This is a genomic window from Yinghuangia aomiensis, from assembly GCF_039542225.1.
GTDB lineage: Bacteria > Actinomycetota > Actinomycetes > Streptomycetales > Streptomycetaceae > Yinghuangia > Yinghuangia aomiensis.
Window position 1 is genome coordinate 68,626 of sequence record NZ_BAABHS010000033.1, and the last position, 16,778, is coordinate 85,403.

A 16,778-nucleotide genomic window follows, 5' to 3' on the forward strand; every position below is an offset into this window, starting at 1 on the left:
GTCTGGCGGAACATCCCCGAGAGGTGGCTCGCATGCTCTCGTTCATCGCCCGCCGTCTGGCCGGGCTTGCTTTGGTGATGTGGTCCGTGACCACTCTGGTATTCCTGCTGCTCCGCTTCAGCCCGGGGAGTCCGCTTTACTCGATCCTCGGGTTCAGCGCCAACAAGGAGACCCGGGACCAGCTCGCGAACCGCCTCGGCCTGGACGACCCCTTGCCCGTGCAGTACTTGCGCTACCTGAGGCAGCTGGCGGAGGGCGACCTCGGAACTTCTATGTACAACGGCCACTCCGTGGCCTCGCTGATCGGCGACAGGCTCGCGGTGACCGTGGAACTCGCGGTGGTCACGGCCGTCGTCTGGGTCGGCCTGGGAATCGTCCTGGGTGCCTTGGCGGCGAGCCGGCCAGGCCGGTTCCTCGACGGCGCGGTCCGGGTGGGCTCGGTCGTCGTCGTATCCATCCCGAGCTTCTGGCTCGGTGTGGTGTGCGTGATCGTCTTCGGCGTGAAGATCCCCGGGGTTCTGCCGTCGAGCGGCTGGGTGCCGTTCACCCAGGACCCGGTGGAGCATGTGCGGTGCCTGGTCCTCCCGGTCTTCGTCCTCGGCCTGGGGGCCGGCGGCATCGTCGCGCGCACCATGCGCGCCTCGCTGACCGACGCGCTGCGCGGCGACCACGTCGCCTATGCCCGCGCGTCGGGGCTTCCGGAGCGCACCGTGATCTGGCGCGTGGCGGCCCGCGGCGCGCTGCTGCCCACGACCACGGTCGCGGGCCTCATGCTCGGCATGCTCGTGTCCGGGACGGTCCTGGTGGAAACCGTGTTCCGCATCCCCGGCATGGGGCGCCTCACCGTGGGGGCATTCCAGAGCCAGGACTATCCGCTCGCCACCGGATGCTCGCTCACCATCGCGCTGGTGTTCCTGCTGTGCAACCTGGCCGCGGACGTGATCCAGTTCCGGCTCGACCCGCGCATCCGGGCCGGCCTCGACCGCAAGAACGCCGGAGCCGCCGCATGACCACCGCGCCCCTTTCCCCCGCCGCGCCGCCCGCCGCCGAGTCCGCAGCCGACCGATGGGCGGCGCGGGCGAAGGTCCGGATACAGCGCGTCGGAAGACCGGCACCGCTTACCGCGGTCGGCATCGCGCTGGTGGCCGCCTTCGCCGTGCTGGCGCTGATCGTCCCGCTGTTCGCGCCCGACCCGAACGCGTCCGCGGGGGCGCCGCTGGAACACCCGTCGTCGGGCCACCTCATGGGCACCGACCACCTGGGCCGCGACCTGCTGGCCCGCACCGCCGCCGGAGCGCGCCTCTCGCTCACCGTGGGCCTGTTCAGCGTGCTGCTCGGGCTGGCCTTGGCGCTGCCGCTCGGCATGGTCGCGGCGTACCGCGCCGGCACGTGGGTCGACGACGTGGTGATGCGCGTCCTGGAGACTGTCCAAGCGCTTCCGGTGTTCGTCTTCGCCATGTTCGTCATCGGCCTGTCCGGAACCGGCAGCAGCCACGTCGCCGGAATCACGCTCACCATGAGCACCAAGGTCGTGCTGCTCCTCGGCGTCTCCTTCATGCCGTATTTCGCCCGTGTGGCGCGAGCACACACCCTGTCCGAGACGGCCGAGGACTACGTGGGCGCCCTGCGCGTGCTCGGCCTGCCCCGTCGACGCGTGCTCGGCGAAGTCCTCGTGAACGTCCTGCCGCCCGTGCTGGCGCAGGGATTTCTGTGGATCGCCATCGCGATCTTCGCCGAGTCCGCGCTCGGATTCCTCGCGCTCGGGGTCCCGCCTCCGACACCGACGCTCGGCGGCATCCTCGCCGACGCCGGCAACTACGTCCTCGCCAACGCCTGGTGGTACTCCGTCCTGCCCGGCCTCGTCCTGGTTCTCGCCGTCACCGGATTCAACCTCGTCGGCGACGCCCTGAACGACCGCATCGACCGTGGAGGTTCCCGGTGACATCGACCAACGCGCCGTCCGGCGCCGAGGTTTCCCGCAGATCCCTGCTCCGCTTCGCCGCCCTTGCGGCGGCCGGCGGCGGACTCGGGTTCGGCGCCATCGCCTGCTCCTCCCCCACCACCGGGGTCGACACCCCGACGGGGGCCCCACACGACGGCGGCACCCTGCGGGTCGGGCTGTACGCCGGCGCGAACGACCTCAACCCGCTCGACTCGACCAGCGAACTCACCCGGTGGGTAACCGACTCCGTTGCCGAGTCGCTGTACGCCTACGACGACAACGCGCAGCCGGTCCCGCTCCTCGCCGCCGCGGCGCCGGCCGTCAGCGCCGACGGCCTCCTCTGGACCATCCCCCTCAAACCCGGAATCCGCTTCCACAACGGTGATCCGTTCACCGCCGAACACGTCGCCGCTTGCCTGAACTACGCGAACAACACCAGCTCGCCGAGCGAGTGGATCATCTACTACTTCGGCTATCTCGCCGAGGCCGCTGCCTCGGACCCGCTCACCGTCACCCTGAAACTGACCAAACGCTACGGACTGCTCCAGTCCCACCTCACGAACATGCCCATGACGCACAAGGACTTCCTCAAGCGCAAGGACGCCGTGATGGGCACCGGCCCCTACGCGCTCACCCGCGTCGACCTCGGCACCGGCTACACACTCGAGCGCAACACGGCCTACCACGGCCGGCGCCCCGGCCCCGACCGCATCCAGATCGACGTCATACCCGACGGCACGACACGCACCGTCAACCTCCAAGAGGGCAAGCTCCACATCGCCACCCAGGTGCCGCCGCAAATGGTCTCCGTCCTGGAGAAGGCCCCGGGCATCACCGTCACCCACGTCGACGCACCGGTCGACATCCTCGCCTACCCGCGGGTCGGCAAGGCGCCGTTCGACAACCTGGCCTTCCGCCAAGCCGTCGCCTACGGCATGGACCGCAAGGGCGTCCTCGACAAGGTCTTCCAGGGCGACGCGACCATCGGCCAGGGGCCGGTCGGGCCCGCGGTCGTCGGCTGGGACCCCGCGTTCGCGCCCTACCGCACGGAAACCGACATCGACCGCGCCAAAGCCCTACTCGCCCAGTCCGGCATCAAGAATCCGTCCTTCACCCTGACCATCAGCAACCGCGCGGAAATGCGCAGCATCGGGCAGATCCTCGTCGAAGGCTGGAAGAAGATCGGGATCGACGTCACCCTGGACGTCCTCGACGGCGGCCCGTGGACCCAAAAGTGGATCACCGGCAAGTACGACTTCATCATGGGCTACTACCAAAGCGGACTCGGCAGCGGGAACGCCAACTTCCTCCTGCTCTCGCCCGCGGAAAGCACCAACATCCTCAACTCGGGCTACAACAACCCCGAGGTCGACCAGCTCATCCAGCGCACCTGGGCCTCGGCCGACCCCGCGGAACGCGCCACCCTGATCAAGCAGCTCAACACCATCCTGGCCCGCGACGCGATCATGATCCCGCCGGTCTACCCCCGGACCGTCATCGCGCAGAGCAAGCAGGTCACCCCGCTCTCGCTGCCGCAGCTCAAGCTCAGCCGTCTCGACCTGCCGAACCTGCGGATGCTGTCGTGAACCCCGCCGTGGACGCCCCCGAGCAGGCGCGGCAGGCGCCCAATCCACCGTTGCTGGACATCCGCAACCTCCAGGTGCGGTACCGCCACAACCCCGACGCGCACGCGGCGGTGCACGACGTGTCGTTCTCCCTGCGGCGCGGCGAAATCCTCGGACTGGTAGGCGAGTCCGGGAGCGGCAAGAGCACCGTGCTGAACGCGGTGCTGCGGCTGCTCCCGGACGGCTGCCGGCTCAGCGCGGATCGCCTGGAGTTCGAAGGCATCGCGCTTGCCGAGCAGAATCCCGAGGCTATGCGCGCCCTGCGTGGACGCCGCATGGCCCTCGTGCCGCAGCGCCCGATGACCTCGCTCAGCCCCGTCATCCCGCTCGGCCGCCAACTGCGCCGGCTCGCCGGACCGGGCATCGACGACGCCCGGCTCGCCGAGCTGCTGCGCCAGGTCGGTCTCCAGGCCGTCGCCGAACGGCTCGACGGGTATTCCTTCCAGTTGTCCGGCGGACAGCTTCAACGCGTCCTCATCACCGTGTCGGCGCTGGCCGCCGAACCGGACCTGCTCCTCGCCGACGAACCGACCACGACGCTCGACACCACCGTCCAGGCTCAGGTCCTGCGCCTGCTGCTCGAACTACGTGACCGGCTCGGGCTCGGTATCGTCCTCGTCAGCCACGACCTGGGCGTCATCGCACAGACCTGCGACCGCGTCGGCGTGATGCATGCGGGACGGATCGTCGAGCTCGCCTCGGTGAAAGACCTGTTCGGCGACCCGCAACACCCATACACGCGGCGTTTGCTGGCGTCGGTCCCGGAGCGGTGGGAGCGCGGTCGGCCGCTGCTCCCGGACACGCACCGGCACAGAGCGCCACTGCGGCTCCTCCCCCTGTCCCCGACCGGCTGCGCCTATCTCCAGCGATGCCCGCACGCGTCCGAGCGGTGCGGTGTCGAAGCGCCAGAGCTGCGTCCGCTCAAGGACGCGCAGGTCCGCTGCCACCATCCCGGTCACGCGGAACCCGCAACGACCGGAAAGGCGGAAGAACAGGCATGAGTCTGATCCGTGTCGAGTCCGTCACCAAGGACTTCGTCGGCGCGCGCACCGTCGCCGACCGGCTCCGCCGAAACCCGGCGTCCCTGATGCGGGCGGTCGACGACGTCTCCCTCGAAGTGCCGTCCGGGCAAACCCTTGCGGTCGTCGGAGAGTCCGGCAGCGGCAAGTCCACCCTCGCGCGGATGATGGTCGGGCTGACGGAGCCGAGCGCGGGCAGCGTGACGATCGACGGCGTAGCCATGTCCGGTCGACTGACACCCGCGCAGCGCCGGTCGGTGCAGATCGTGTCGCAGAATCCGTGGTCCGCGTTGAACCGCAGGCGCACGATCGGCCAAGCCCTGGCACTCCCGCTGCGTGCCCACGGACTGGTGGCCGACCACGCCTCCTGCCGCGCCCGCATCGCCGAACTCCTCGAAACCGTGGGTCTGCGCGAGGACTATGCGGACCGACGTCCCGCGGACGTCTCCGGCGGGGAACTGCAACGCGTCACCGTGGCCCGCGCCCTCGCCGTCGAACCCCGGGTACTGGTCCTCGACGAACCGACCGCCAGTCTCGACACGGGTGTCAAAGCCGTCGTCGTCTCGCTGCTCACCGAGCTGAAGGAGCGGCTCGGACTGACCTACGTCCTGGTCACCCACGAACTGGACGTCGCGTACTACATGGCGGACTCCGTCGCGGTGATGTTCCGTGGACGCGTGGTCGAGTACGGAGCCGCAGAGACGGTTCTCCGCCACGCGCGGCATCCCTATACGTCGCTGCTGATCGAGGCAAGGCCGGTGCCGGACCCGGCCGTCCGTTCCGGACCCGCGCTTCCCGATCCGAGCCCGCGCAGGCCTGTCGGCGACACCACCCGAGGCTGCACGTTCCGCCCGCGGTGCGCCCGCGCCGTCGACGCCTGCGCAACCGAACGCCCCGAGCTGCGCGAGGTGGAAGCCGAACACTTGGCAGCGTGTCCGGTATCAGCTCCGACAACGATCCGGTTTCCACGAGCACAGCCTCCTGGGCCGCACGAGAATAGCCAATGTGACTAGATCTAGTTAAATGACGCACCAGCACCCCGAAGTCGGCAATGGTGGAGGGGCGCGCGCTTCGGCGGGCGGTGCGACGTGGCCACAACTCTGAACTTGGCCGCGCCTGGCGGCGCTCAGGTCGCCCTGACCGGACGGCGCTTCGCCGTGAGACCCCGCCCCCACCCTTCATCACGCGGTTCACTGCCGGTCCCGGACCGGATCGAGCACGGCATGACTCTGCCGGAATGCCGCGTCGGCGACGAGGACGCCGTCCACGCGCCACTGACGCGCGACGCCTGACACGGTCGGCCCTCGGCGACGCGGATGCGCCGAAAGGGCGTGCCGCAGCATACGCAGAGATTGTCATCCTTGCCGTTGCCAATCTAACTAGATCTAGTTAAATTCAATCGCACCATAGGTTTCCTGCTGGTCGAACGATGCTCCGTCCGGTCACCCGCCGGCGGCTCGCGGTCTTTTGTGCGCACCAGCCGCATCCCTGCCACCAGTCGGCCCGGGCCGTGCCCGGTTCCGGCATGAGCCACTGGGCCTGAGGAGCTCGCCATGAACGCAACCAACGCAACGGAAGCCTCAGGCCCCGCCATGCCACGGGATGCCCTGCCGTTGGCAGGCCCGGCGATGAGGGCGACGTCGACGCGGCACCGTCCGCACCACATCCCGTACGACTGCCAAGGAGTTCCCATGCCGGGACCGTCGAATCCGGGGAGCGAGCGCCTGCAGGCCTTGTCCGCCGCCGTACCGCAGCGGTATCCGAACGACCCACGCCCGCACGCGAACGCACCCGACGTCGTCGTCATCGTGCTCGACGATCTCGGGTTCGCCCAACTGGGCGCGTTCGGTTCGGACATCGCCACCCCCAACATGGACAGGCTGGCCTCGGGCGGCCTGCGCTACAACCGGTTCCATGTCACGGCTCTGTGCTCGCCGACCCGCGCGGCACTGCTCACCGGCCGCAATCACCACGCGGTCGGGATGGGCTTCCTCGTGGACATTCCGATCGCTTACCCGGGCTATGACGCGCGAATCCCGAAGTCCGCCGTGCCGCTGCCGCGGATCCTCCGGGACGCCGGGTACTCAACCATGGCGGTAGGCAAATGGCATCTGACGCCGCGCTGGGAACGCTCCGCATCCGGGCCGTTCGACCGGTGGCCGCTGGGCTTCGGGTTCGAACGGTTCTACGGATTCCTGCAGGGCGACGCGAACCACTGGGCGCCGCAGCTGGTACGCGACAACCACTACTGCGAACCGCCCGGCGGACCCGACGAGGGCTACCACCTGTCCGAGGACCTGGTGGAAACCGCACAGCGGATGATCCTCGACCAGAAACACGCCACACCGGACAAGCCGTACTTCATGTACCTGCCGTTCGGCGCGATGCACTCGCCCCACCATGTCGCCCCGGAGTGGATCGAACCCTACCGCGGCACGTTCGACCAGGGCTGGGAGCGGTGGCGCGAGGAGGCTTTCGCACGTCAGAAGGCCGCCGGCATCGTTCCCGAGGGAACCGAGTTGCCGCCGCGTCCACCGTGGATCCCGGACTGGGACGGGCTCGGCGCGGACGAACGACGCGTGTTCGCGCGCATGCAAGAGGTGTTCGCCGGCTTCCTCGCGCACACCGATGCGCAGATCGGACGTCTGGTCGACTTCCTGGAACGCACGGGCCGCTTGGACAACACGCTGATCCTGCTGATGTCGGACAACGGCGCAAGCGCCGAGGGCGGTCAACTGGGCACCGTCAACGAGCACCGCTTTTCCTCGAAAATGGGCGACAGCACCGAGACGAACCTTGCCGCTCTGGACGACTGGGGCGGTCCGTCGACGTACCCGCATTACGCGTGGGGTTGGGCATGGGCCGGCAACACCCCGCTCCGGCTGTGGAAGCGCTACACCTGGCTCGGCGGGACCCGCGCGCCGCTGATCGCGCACTGGCCCCGGCGCATCACGGAACGCGGCGCGATCCGCGAACAGATCGTCCACGCTGTCGACCTGATGCCGACGATCCTGGAAGCGTGCGGCATCCCGGCACCCGAGAACGTGGACGGCGTGCGGCAGCAACCGGTCGAAGGACGCAGCCTGTTCGCGACGTTCGACGACCCGACCGCCCCCTCGCCGCGCCAGACCCAGTACTTCGAGATGCTCGGCTCCCGCTCGATCATCCACGGCGAGTGGAAAGCCACCACCGACCACGTCTCACGCGGGGTCCTCGACGAGGAACGGATGCTGCTCGGCAGCCGGGACTTCGCTACCGACCGCTGGTCACTGTTCCGACTGTCCGACGACTTCGCCGAAGCGCGGGACGTCGCCGGGCAGCACCCCGACGTGGTGGCCGAGTTGGAGGAATGCTGGTTCGCCGAAGCCGAACGCAACAACGTCCTTCCCTTGGACGACACCATGCAGGAACGGCTGGCCGCACTCATCTTCCCCACGTACGGCATACCCTCCCGCGCGACGTACCTGCCCGGTGCCGGCCCTGTCCACGACGAGGCGATACCTCCGCTTTTCGGCGGGTTCACCATCAGCGCCGACATCGAGGTCCCGCACGAGGGCGCCGACGGTGTGCTGTGCGCACTCGGCGACCTCAACGGCGGCTTCGTCCTCCACACGCCCGGCGGCCGACTTGCCTTCGCGTGCTCCCGGGCCGGCGACGTGGACCGGGTCATGGCGGACAGCCAGCTGTCAGCAGGCCGGCACACCGTCGGCGTCCAGTACGACGCAGAACTGCACACCTTCACGCTGCTGTGCGACGGGGAACCCATCGCGGAGAGCCCGGTCTCCGGGGCATTCCCCGCCGCATTCCAGCACGGCGGCACGGGATTGTGCGTCGGTTACGACCGCGGTCTGCCGGTCGAAGACACGTATCTGCCCCCCGACCCGTGGAACGGCGTGCTCCACAGACTCGTCATCGACACCGCAAAAGTGCCGCAGCTCGACCTCGACACCGAGATCCGCACCGCCCTCCACAGCGACTGACTCCGGCGACGGCATCTCGCCGGCCCTGCGCTCCCGTTGCCGATCGGCGTCGGCCCGACCCCGGATCTCGACGCCTGCCGCACGGCGTTTCCCAGCCGTGCGGGTCTCCGGGAGGAACGCCGCCCCGGTCGGGGCAACCCGGCACCGACAGGACCCCACATCCACTGCTTGGACGCACCCTCTGCAAAGGAATCCCGTGGACACCGAAGCCCTTCTCGACACCAACGACGCCGTGGGACTGGCGGCCCTGGTCCGCGACCGGCAGGTCTCGGCGTATGAGCTCCTCGACGCGGTCTCCGCCCGTATCGAGGCACGTAACCCGATCGTCAACGCGTTCGTCGCCACCCGCATCGACCTGGCACGCGCCGAGATCGCCGCCGGCTTGCCGGATGGGCCTTTGTGCGGCGTCCCGTTCGCGGTCAAGGACATCGCCTGCGACATCGCCGGCCTGCCGACGACCGCCGGTTCCCGGCTGTTCGCCGACGCGCTCGCCGCCGACGACGGCGTCCTCGCAACCCGCTACCGCCGCGCGGGCCTGGTCCTGGTAGGCAAGACCAACGCGCCCGAGCTCGGCAAGAACGCCAGCACCGAGCCGCTGCTGCACGGCCCGACCCGCAATCCGTGGCGCCTGACCCATTCCGCAGGCGGCTCGTCGGGCGGTTCCGCCGCGGCGGTCGCGGCGGGTATGGTGCCGGCCGCACATGCCAACGACGGAGGCGGATCGACCCGCATCCCGGCCGGGTGCTGCGGCCTGTTCGGACTCAAGCCCTCGCGCGGCCGCGTTCCCGACGACCGCGGCCTGTGGGCCTTCGCCTTCCCTGTCGCCGCACACCACGCGGTCACCCGCAGCGTCCGCGACAGCGCCGCACTCCTCGACGCGGTCGTCGGTCCGGTACCCGGCGACCCCTATGCGGCACTCCCCATTCCGTCCGCCGGGTCCTTCCTCTCGGCGCTCGCCGAACCGCCCGTCCGACTCCGCATCGCGATGAGCACCCAGGCCCCCGGCGGCGGCGCAGTTCCCACCGACCTCGTGCGTGCCGTCGAGCACACCGCTGTCCGCCTGATGGACCTGGGCCACCATGTCGAAGAAGCCGCCCCCACCTGGGACGCGGGCATGGTGGCGCGTGCGAGCGCGATCGTCATGGCCGCGTCGGCCCGTGCCCAGATCGAAGACCGACTCGCGGTACTCGGCCGCGAACTCGCCGACGACGACGTCGAGCCGTTCACCCGGTTCCTGTACGACACTTTCAGGAACACGACCGCGGCAGACATGCACCGCGCGCTGAAAGACGTGGAACGCGCAGGCCGCCAAGTCGCACCGTTCTTCGACACCTACGACATCTGGCTCACCCCCACCATGGCCATGCACACCCCCTTTCTCGGGGTCCTGGACACCACCAACCCCGCCACGATGGGCGAGCACGGACCCAACGCCACCAGGTTCACGCAGATCTTCAACACCACCGGGCTCCCCGCCGCGAGCATTCCGGCCGGCATGGACAGCAGGGGAATGCCGGTCGGAGTGCAGATCGGCGGCCGCATGGGCGCAGAAGCCGTTCTGCTGCGCCTCGCCGCCCAACTGGAGGAAGCGGCCCCGTGGCCGTGGCAGCCGGTCTGGCCGCCCGCAGGGACCTGACCCGGGTCACCGCCGGGGCCACGTGGCCGCAGACGCGCCCGCCTCCCGCGGGTGTGTCTGCGGCCACGCATTCCGCACCGACGAAACCATGACGAAGCCGCCCGCCGGATACGCGACGACCCGGCAGGCGGGCCGCCGCGCCGTGGCCGCCCGTGCCGGTAGGGCGTCCAGGCTCCATGGTCGGCCGGCATCGACTGACGGCGGGCGGTGGTTCGGGAGCGGGGTCGGCAAGGCCGGAGACCTCACCCTTGTGGTTGTCTTGTGCCTCACCGATCCGCACGTTGCCGCCGTCCTCCAGGCGGTGCCGCGGGTACCAGCGCCGCGGGTGGTCATCAGATGCGGGCCGGGCGCCGCCGGAGCCCTCGAAACGTCGGTCTTGCGGTAGCGGATGTCGTACGTGTCCTCGGCGGTCGGACCTAGGTGATCGGAGACGATCGGCAGCGCCGCACCGGCGCCTTCGAGCTCGCCCACGGCGTGCCGGATCCGGTCGACCCAGCGGGCGGCAAGTACCCGGAGCCGGCCGCCGCTTCGTCCCGATGTGCTCGCAAGCTTCGACGGCGCCGACGGCGTGAGTGTGCGGCCTGGTCGCCTGCTCGCCCGGCAGCCGGTGCGGCGGACAATCCGGGCTCCTGCCCCAACGGCGTCAGCCGCCCGCGGGCTCCGTCTCCAAGGGGCCGTCGGCGGCCAACGTCTCGTCGCTGACCGGGGCCGTCATTGCCGCAACGGCCACATCCACCAGGTTCGCCACGAACTTCGCGTGCGACATGCGGAACCCGTGCTGCGGAGTGCCTTCGGCAATGGCCCGCGCCCGCGCCGCGGCGGCGCGACTGACAAACCCCGCCACCAGCAGACTGCGGATTTCCTGGATGTCGTTCGACATCGCCGGACACCGCTGCGCCAGCACGCGAAGCACCTCCAGTGCCCCGCCTCTGAACATCAGTTCGCGTACTTCGTCGGTGGACCACACCGGATGCCCCGTCAGATCCGCGTGGATCTGCAAATAGGCGCGGTCACGCCAGTCCCCGTCCGACAGATCGGCCAGCGGCCTCACCAGCGCCTCGACGACGGGCCGCACCGCGGTCCGTGAAGCAGCGACCGCTTCACCCAGCATGGCCAACCGCCGGGTCCTGATCCGATCGACGTTCTCCGCGACGATCGCGTGCAGGATCCCTTCGCGGTTCTTGAAGTGGTAGACCAACGCCGCCGTATTGCGCTGTCCTGCGGCGCGGACGATCTCAGCCTGCGAGACAGCATTCACCCCTCGCTCGGCGAACAGCCGCGTTGCGGCGTCCATCAGTTTGCGACGCGTGGGTTCGGGGTCCGGTGCCATAGGTTCCTCACCTTAACTGGCGGGTCACACGGGGGCGGTTCCCGGTCGGGGACGGCACACCTCCGGCCGTGCGGCGGGCTCCGCCGACGGGAACGATGCCGGTGCGGTCAGCAGCCCGGCAGCCGCGTCCACGAGGTCGGTGACCAGCAGCCGGAAGTCGTCTTCGGTCCACACGCCGTCGCGGGACTTCCGGTGCCCGTCCGCCAAGGCTCGGACGACGAGATCGACGGCGAGAAGGAACCGTCGCTCCGTCACAGAGGCGGGCAGGTGGGCGAGATGCCGACGCAGGCCCGCGAACGTGCCGTGCAGGCCGACTGCGTGCGGTCCTTCGAAGGGCCCTTGCAGACTCGGGCGGTGCCGGCCCATCGCCTCCGCGAGGAACGGCAGGTACCACCCGGGCTCGGTCGAGTCGGCAAGTGGCTCCGCCATCGGCCACACCAGGGCTTCCACCCAGCCGCGGACGTCGTCTGGTGCCCGGCCGACGCGAATCGCGTCCACCCGGCGCCGCCGGTGCTCGTCGATCGGCCCCATGCGGAGCTCCACAATCGCCGCGATCAGCGCGGCTTTCGACTCGAAGTAATAGTGCGTTGCGGACGTATTCCGCTGCCGGGCCGCTGCCGATACGGAGCGAAGCGATACGCCATCGATACCATGCTCGGCGAACAGGCGCTCAGCCGTCGACAACAAAAGCAGTCTCGTCGCATGCCCGGCCGGCGTCGCGGCGGCGGCGACGGAACGGGTCATGACGGCACCTTCATCCGACTTGCCCTATCGAAATCGATATAACCAACGTTGTTTAAACGATACCGTCCGTGACGGCGGCTGCCAATGCGCGGCACTACGCCGCGGTCCGCCGGCATCCACCGACCGTGCGGACCGCGACACCCCGGCGAATGGCACGCCGGAGACCTTCGGCGCGTGCTGCTAATTCACCTCGAGCCGGTCCATGAAGACCGTGCCGGAGTTGTACCGCACCACACCGGTGACCTGCTTGCCGAAGATCGGCCCGATGGACGACTCCGCGTAGGCGAACAGGGGAAGTTCCGTCACCAGCGCCTTCTGGAGGTCGGAGTACGCCTGTTTACGGACGGCGGGGTCGGTGCTGTTTCGGCCCGCGTCCAAGGCCGCGTCGGCGGCCGGGCTTTTCCAGCCGATCAGATTGCTGACGCTGGAGGAAGCGAAGGCCTGGTACAACTCGGGTTCGGGGTCGACCGACCAGCCCTGGGTGAGGATGGCTTGGTAGTCGCGCTGGATGGCGTACTTGACGACATACGCACCGATCTCCAGCGAGTCGACCTTCACCGACACGTTCCGGAATGTGTTCAGTCGGCTTTGCAGGTACTCGGGCACCTGCGAAGTGGCCTTCGGAACCAGGAACGTGAAGTCCACCCTTTTTCCTTCCGCCGCCAGTTCGTCGAAAATCTTCTGGGCCTCGGCTTTGTCGGGCGCAGGTTGGGTCTGGGCGGGGTCGAAGAACGGGGAGGAAGCGTTGAAGTAGCTCGCGGCCGGCACAAAACCGTTGCCGAGGGTCTTGGGTATGTCCGCGGGGTCGATCGCCAGCGCGATCGCGCGGCGCGCCCTCGGGTCGTCGAACGGGGGCCTGTTCATATTGAACTGGATCGTCTGCCCGCCCAGGCTTTTCTGCTCATCGGCCTGGAGTTCACTGCGGCCTTTCGCCAACAGGTCCGGCGCGGAGGAGTAGAACATGTCCGCGCCGCCGGCCTTGACCGTGGTGAACTGCTGCTGCGGATCAGGCACCGTTTTCATGGTGACCTTCTCCAGCTTGGGGAGCCCCTTGTCTTTCTGCCAGTAGTTCTCGTTCTTGACGAAGACCTGCTGGGAGCCTCGCGTCCAGCTTTCCAGCCTGAAAGGGCCGGCCCCGATCGGCCGCGCCCCTGCCACGTCGAGCCCCTTGCCGAGGGCGGACGGCGCTTCGATGTAGGTCAGGTGGGTGGCCACCAGCCGGTCGAAGTTCGGGTTGGCCTTGGGCGGTCGGATGAGGAGGGTCTGCGGGTCCTGCACGGTTGTCTGCAGGCCGAGTGCGTACTGCACGTGGATGGACTGGGTCTCGCGCTTGGCGTGCAGGTCGTAGTTCATCTTCACTGCCGCGGCGTCGAACGGCGTGCCGTCGGAGAACCGCACTCCCGAGCGCAGCTTCAGCGTCCACGTCGCACCACCGTCCGACGTGGCGAGGTTCTGCGCCAGATGCGGCTTGACCTTCCCGTCTGTCGGGTCGATGTACATCAGCGGGTCGTACAGCGCGGCCATTCGCGGCTCGTCCGTCACTGCGACGTACGCAGACCTGAACGGATCCAGCGAACGGGAGTCCTGCACGGTCAGCAACGTCAGTGAACCCGGGTGCGCCCCGCCGGACTTCGAGCTTCCGGAGCATCCGGTCGCGGCCAGCGCCACCGCGAGAGCCGCGACCGCAGCACCCGCCCACCTCGGACGCCCTCCTCGGCGGCGCAGTGGCGCGCGGGGAGCCGGGGGAACGCCCGCGTGAGTACCGTTTGTGCGCGAATACATGCTTCTCCTCGGCAGGGTTCGGAGACAGGCAAGCCGACTTGGACGGCAGAAGATAACTCGATCAAGTTAAATCCACAAGAGACGTGGCGGAATACTCGCCGAAGCCGCCTGAGCCACTCGAAGTCACCACGTGGCCGCCTCCAGCGCCCCCCTTCACACCGGCCGACTCGCCGCCCCGGTGGGTCACACCGCGTCGACGGCCGGTCTCATGCCTTCGCCGAGCCAAGGCTCGTGAACAGCTACCGGAGCCGACCCCTGCCGCCCAGCCCGACCGTGTAGGCCGGTTGGCTTGGTAGGCGCGTTTATTCCGATAGACCCTTTTGCGAATGCCGCCCCACCGAAGGCTTCCGATCGCCCTTTACCGCACTCCAACATGCTTGATATTGGCAATCATCTTGCCTTGTTAACCAGGTCTCGTTAACTTTGGTGGGGTGCCTGGCCGTGCCCGGCGGGGTCAGCGACGAGCCTGCCGGTTTCACGCTGGTGACCGTGGTGGCGCTCGCGCGTGTTTCCAGGCACGTCCACACGCGGCGGACGACGCCTGCGAGCGGCGCTGGGCACGGTGAGGGGCCGTGCGACGGGACTTCGACCTCCGCCCTCGATCGACGCGGCAACTGCCTCTGAGAGCACGAGACTTGCCCGGTACGCATGAGAGGATCACGATGTCCTACAACTATGACGACGATTTGGCCGGGATCATTCCGCTGCTTCCGGTGCCGCAGCCGGCGCTGCCGACCAGTGGCCTTCCGGAAGCCTTGGCAGCGAGGGAAAACGCGGCGGCCTTCTTCGCGTCCATGCCCGCGACCGCGGCGTTTGCGCAGGGTGTGTCAGCCAAGGACCTGCATATACGCGGGCATGCCGGCGCCCCCGATGTACCCGTCAGGATCTACGAGCCGCAGGAACGCTCTGCCGGGGTACTGCCCGCCGTGCTGTCCATCCACGGCGGTGGGTTCAGCGCCGGCAGCATCTACCAAGGAGAGTCCGGGGCGTCGGGTATCGCCGCCCGACTCGGCGTGGTCGTCGTCGACGTCGAGTACCGCTTGGCGCCCGAGCACCCGGCCCCCGCGGCTGTCGAGGACTGCTATGCGGCACTGTGCTGGCTTCACGAATCATCGGGCGCCCTTGGGATCGACCCCGACCGCATCGCCCTGAGCGGGGTCAGTGCCGGCGGCGGCCTCGCCGCCGGCCTGGCGTTGTACGCCCGCGACCACGGCGGTCCGCCGATCTGCTTCCAGTTCCTGTCGGTCCCGGCGCTCGACGACCGGCTCGACACACCGAGCATGCGCCGGTTCGTCGACACTCCGCTGTGGAATCGCCATGCCGCCGAGCAGAGTTGGCGCTGGTACCTGGGCGGCGCCCAAGGCCCTGATGTATCGATCTACGCCGCCCCCGCACGCGCCGCAGACCTGTCCGGCCTTCCGCCCGCGTACGTGGCCGTGATGGAATTCGACCCCCTACGCGACGAAGGCCTTATGTACGCCATGCGACTCCTGGCGGCCGGGGTGTCGACCGAGGTGCACTGCTTCCCCGGTGCATTCCACGGCTCCGCCCTGGTCACCGGAGCCGAAGTCTCGAAGCGCGAGTCCCGCGAGCGATTCGCCGTGCTGAGACGCGCTCTGCGCGTGAACTGATCCAGCGCCGAGCGGGGAGACAGCTCCTCGTCCAGCTCGCGGTCCCCGGAGACGAACGCGGGGCAACACCGCTGCCCCGGAAGCGTCCGCACAACCAGAACAAGCTCGCGCGTCTCGTCTGGAACAACCCCCACGCCGTCGTCGCCGCGGCGCGGCGACGGGGTTGCCGAGGAGGACGACGCAGGCACCCGCCGATGTCCAAACCCGAACACCTCGACGACGAGTCCACCGGTTCGGCCGCGGTTGGTAGCTTCCGGCGCACCGTGCTCGCCGCCTTGGGCATCTCGCCAACACACTCCGCGACCCGATCGGGGTGGTAGGAAAAGGTTCTACCGTCGTCTCGGCGCGACGCCCCGTATGCAAAAAATCTCCACACCATGACCATGGAGTTTGATCCCGACGATCACGATATGGAGATCTCTGTCGTGTCCGAGGGGTGTTTCGACCGTCATCTCCGGACTCGTCGACGGCCCCGAACTCCCTTTGTCTGATGGGTTTGACGCCGTCTCCCTCACCCGCGTTTCATGAATCAGATTACTCCCGTGGCGGACTCATCGGAATCCCCTCGAAGGAGTGGCGGGGGTATCGGTGCTCGGCGTTGGTGTGCCCCCGTCATGTAGCGCGTTGGGGCTGCGGGCCGGGATGCCGAGGCGAGCGTGGTCGAGGCGTGCGATGAGGCTGGGTTTGCGGGCGTGTTCGTCGCGGATGCGAATGATCCGGTCTGTGAACTGGTCGGTGGTTCCATCTCGTTGGGAGAGTTCGCGTAGATCTCGGAGGAGTTCGACGGCTTGGTCGTACTCGCGCTGCTTCTTGGCGGCGATGCACGCGACGACGCGTAGCCACGCTCCCTCGCGGTCGGCGGCGAGGGTGGTGAGGTACTGCTCGCGGTCTCGGGCGGCATTCTCGGCGCGGCGCTGCTCGGCGGCGGCGCGTTCGCGGTGGTCGGCTTCCGCGCGGTGGTTGCGGCGTTCGGCTGCGGCGTCCAGGAGTTCGGCGACGGTACGCCTGCTCTGCGCGGGTGAGTCCGGCGTGTGGAAGCGCCGCAGGATCTCGGTACGCACGTGGGCGTCGTGGCCCTCGGCGACGCGC

The 16,778-nt window shown here is 68.8% G+C and carries 11 protein-coding genes and 1 pseudogene; 8 read left to right on the plus strand and 4 right to left on the minus strand.

Annotation, left to right across the window (positions count from 1 at the left end; all coding sequences use genetic code 11):
- The first annotated feature begins 32 nt into the window (after nucleotides 1–32).
- The 7 genes from ABEA93_RS33315 to ABEA93_RS33345 all read left to right on the plus strand — a co-directional run bounded on the left by ABEA93_RS33315 (nucleotide 33) and on the right by ABEA93_RS33345 (nucleotide 10,202).
- Nucleotides 33–1,010: an ABC transporter permease gene (locus ABEA93_RS33315; RefSeq protein ID WP_345679630.1), complete on the plus strand. Its 978-nt coding sequence runs from the start codon at nucleotides 33–35 to the stop codon at nucleotides 1,008–1,010.
- Nucleotides 1,007–1,942 (plus strand): ABC transporter permease, encoded by a 936-nt coding sequence (locus ABEA93_RS33320; RefSeq protein WP_345679631.1) that lies wholly within the window; start codon nucleotides 1,007–1,009, stop codon nucleotides 1,940–1,942. Before ABEA93_RS33315 ends, ABEA93_RS33320 begins: the two co-directional genes overlap by 4 nt.
- Entirely contained in the window at nucleotides 1,939–3,528 is a 1,590-nt protein-coding gene (locus ABEA93_RS33325) for an ABC transporter substrate-binding protein (RefSeq protein ID WP_345679632.1), read from the plus strand. The genes ABEA93_RS33320 and ABEA93_RS33325 overlap by 4 nt, the downstream gene beginning before the upstream one ends.
- Nucleotides 3,525–4,568, plus strand: a complete 1,044-nt coding sequence (locus ABEA93_RS33330; protein ID WP_345679633.1) for an ABC transporter ATP-binding protein — start codon at nucleotides 3,525–3,527, stop codon at nucleotides 4,566–4,568. Before ABEA93_RS33325 ends, ABEA93_RS33330 begins: the two co-directional genes overlap by 4 nt.
- Nucleotides 4,565–5,599, plus strand: coding sequence for an oligopeptide/dipeptide ABC transporter ATP-binding protein (locus ABEA93_RS33335; protein WP_345679634.1), 1,035 nt, complete (start codon nucleotides 4,565–4,567; stop codon nucleotides 5,597–5,599). The genes ABEA93_RS33330 and ABEA93_RS33335 overlap by 4 nt, the downstream gene beginning before the upstream one ends.
- A gap of 678 nt (nucleotides 5,600–6,277) precedes the next feature.
- Entirely contained in the window at nucleotides 6,278–8,566 is a 2,289-nt protein-coding gene (locus ABEA93_RS33340; protein ID WP_345679635.1) for a sulfatase-like hydrolase/transferase, read from the plus strand.
- 196 nt (nucleotides 8,567–8,762) lie between these two features.
- Nucleotides 8,763–10,202, plus strand: a complete 1,440-nt coding sequence (locus ABEA93_RS33345; RefSeq protein WP_345679636.1) for an amidase — start codon at nucleotides 8,763–8,765, stop codon at nucleotides 10,200–10,202.
- 643 nt (nucleotides 10,203–10,845) lie between these two features.
- Here the strand turns inward: ABEA93_RS33345 and ABEA93_RS33350 are convergent.
- The 3 genes from ABEA93_RS33350 to ABEA93_RS33360 form a co-directional block, all read right to left on the minus strand.
- On the minus strand, nucleotides 10,846–11,532 hold the full coding sequence (locus tag ABEA93_RS33350; protein ID WP_345679637.1) for a TetR/AcrR family transcriptional regulator: 687 nt from the start codon (nucleotides 11,530–11,532) through the stop codon (nucleotides 10,846–10,848).
- A gap of 24 nt (nucleotides 11,533–11,556) precedes the next feature.
- Nucleotides 11,557–12,276 carry a TetR family transcriptional regulator gene (locus ABEA93_RS33355; RefSeq protein ID WP_345679638.1) on the minus strand — a complete coding sequence of 240 codons (720 nt, stop codon included), beginning with the start codon at nucleotides 12,274–12,276 and terminating at the stop codon, nucleotides 11,557–11,559.
- A 180-nt stretch (nucleotides 12,277–12,456) separates the two neighbouring features.
- A complete protein-coding gene (locus tag ABEA93_RS33360) occupies nucleotides 12,457–13,944 on the minus strand; it encodes an ABC transporter substrate-binding protein (RefSeq protein WP_345679639.1) in 1,488 nt (495 codons plus the stop codon).
- A 776-nt stretch (nucleotides 13,945–14,720) separates the two neighbouring features.
- Between ABEA93_RS33360 and ABEA93_RS33365 the strand changes: the two genes are divergently transcribed.
- Complete coding sequence (locus tag ABEA93_RS33365; RefSeq protein WP_345679640.1) at nucleotides 14,721–15,689, plus strand: alpha/beta hydrolase; 969 nt, start codon at nucleotides 14,721–14,723, stop codon at nucleotides 15,687–15,689.
- Between the two features lie 551 nt (nucleotides 15,690–16,240).
- On the opposite strand, the pseudogene ABEA93_RS33370 reads toward ABEA93_RS33365, so the two are convergent.
- Nucleotides 16,241–16,778 (minus strand): annotated as a pseudogene (locus ABEA93_RS33370) (hypothetical protein); the annotation flags it as partial.

Bases quoted from the DNA above. Each gene is read 5' to 3' on its own strand.
- ABEA93_RS33315 (WP_345679630.1), top strand. From the start codon at position 33: ATGCTCTCGTTCATCGCCCGCCGTCTGGCCGGGCTTGCTTTGGTGATG.
- ABEA93_RS33320 (WP_345679631.1), top strand. From the start codon at position 1,007: ATGACCACCGCGCCCCTTTCCCCCGCCGCGCCGCCCGCCGCCGAGTCC.
- ABEA93_RS33335 (WP_345679634.1), top strand. From the start codon at position 4,565: ATGAGTCTGATCCGTGTCGAGTCCGTCACCAAGGACTTCGTCGGCGCG.
- ABEA93_RS33340 (WP_345679635.1), top strand. From the start codon at position 6,278: ATGCCGGGACCGTCGAATCCGGGGAGCGAGCGCCTGCAGGCCTTGTCC.
- ABEA93_RS33350 (WP_345679637.1), bottom strand. From the start codon at position 11,532: ATGGCACCGGACCCCGAACCCACGCGTCGCAAACTGATGGACGCCGCA.
- ABEA93_RS33355 (WP_345679638.1), bottom strand. From the start codon at position 12,276: ATGACCCGTTCCGTCGCCGCCGCCGCGACGCCGGCCGGGCATGCGACG.
- ABEA93_RS33365 (WP_345679640.1), top strand. From the start codon at position 14,721: ATGTCCTACAACTATGACGACGATTTGGCCGGGATCATTCCGCTGCTT.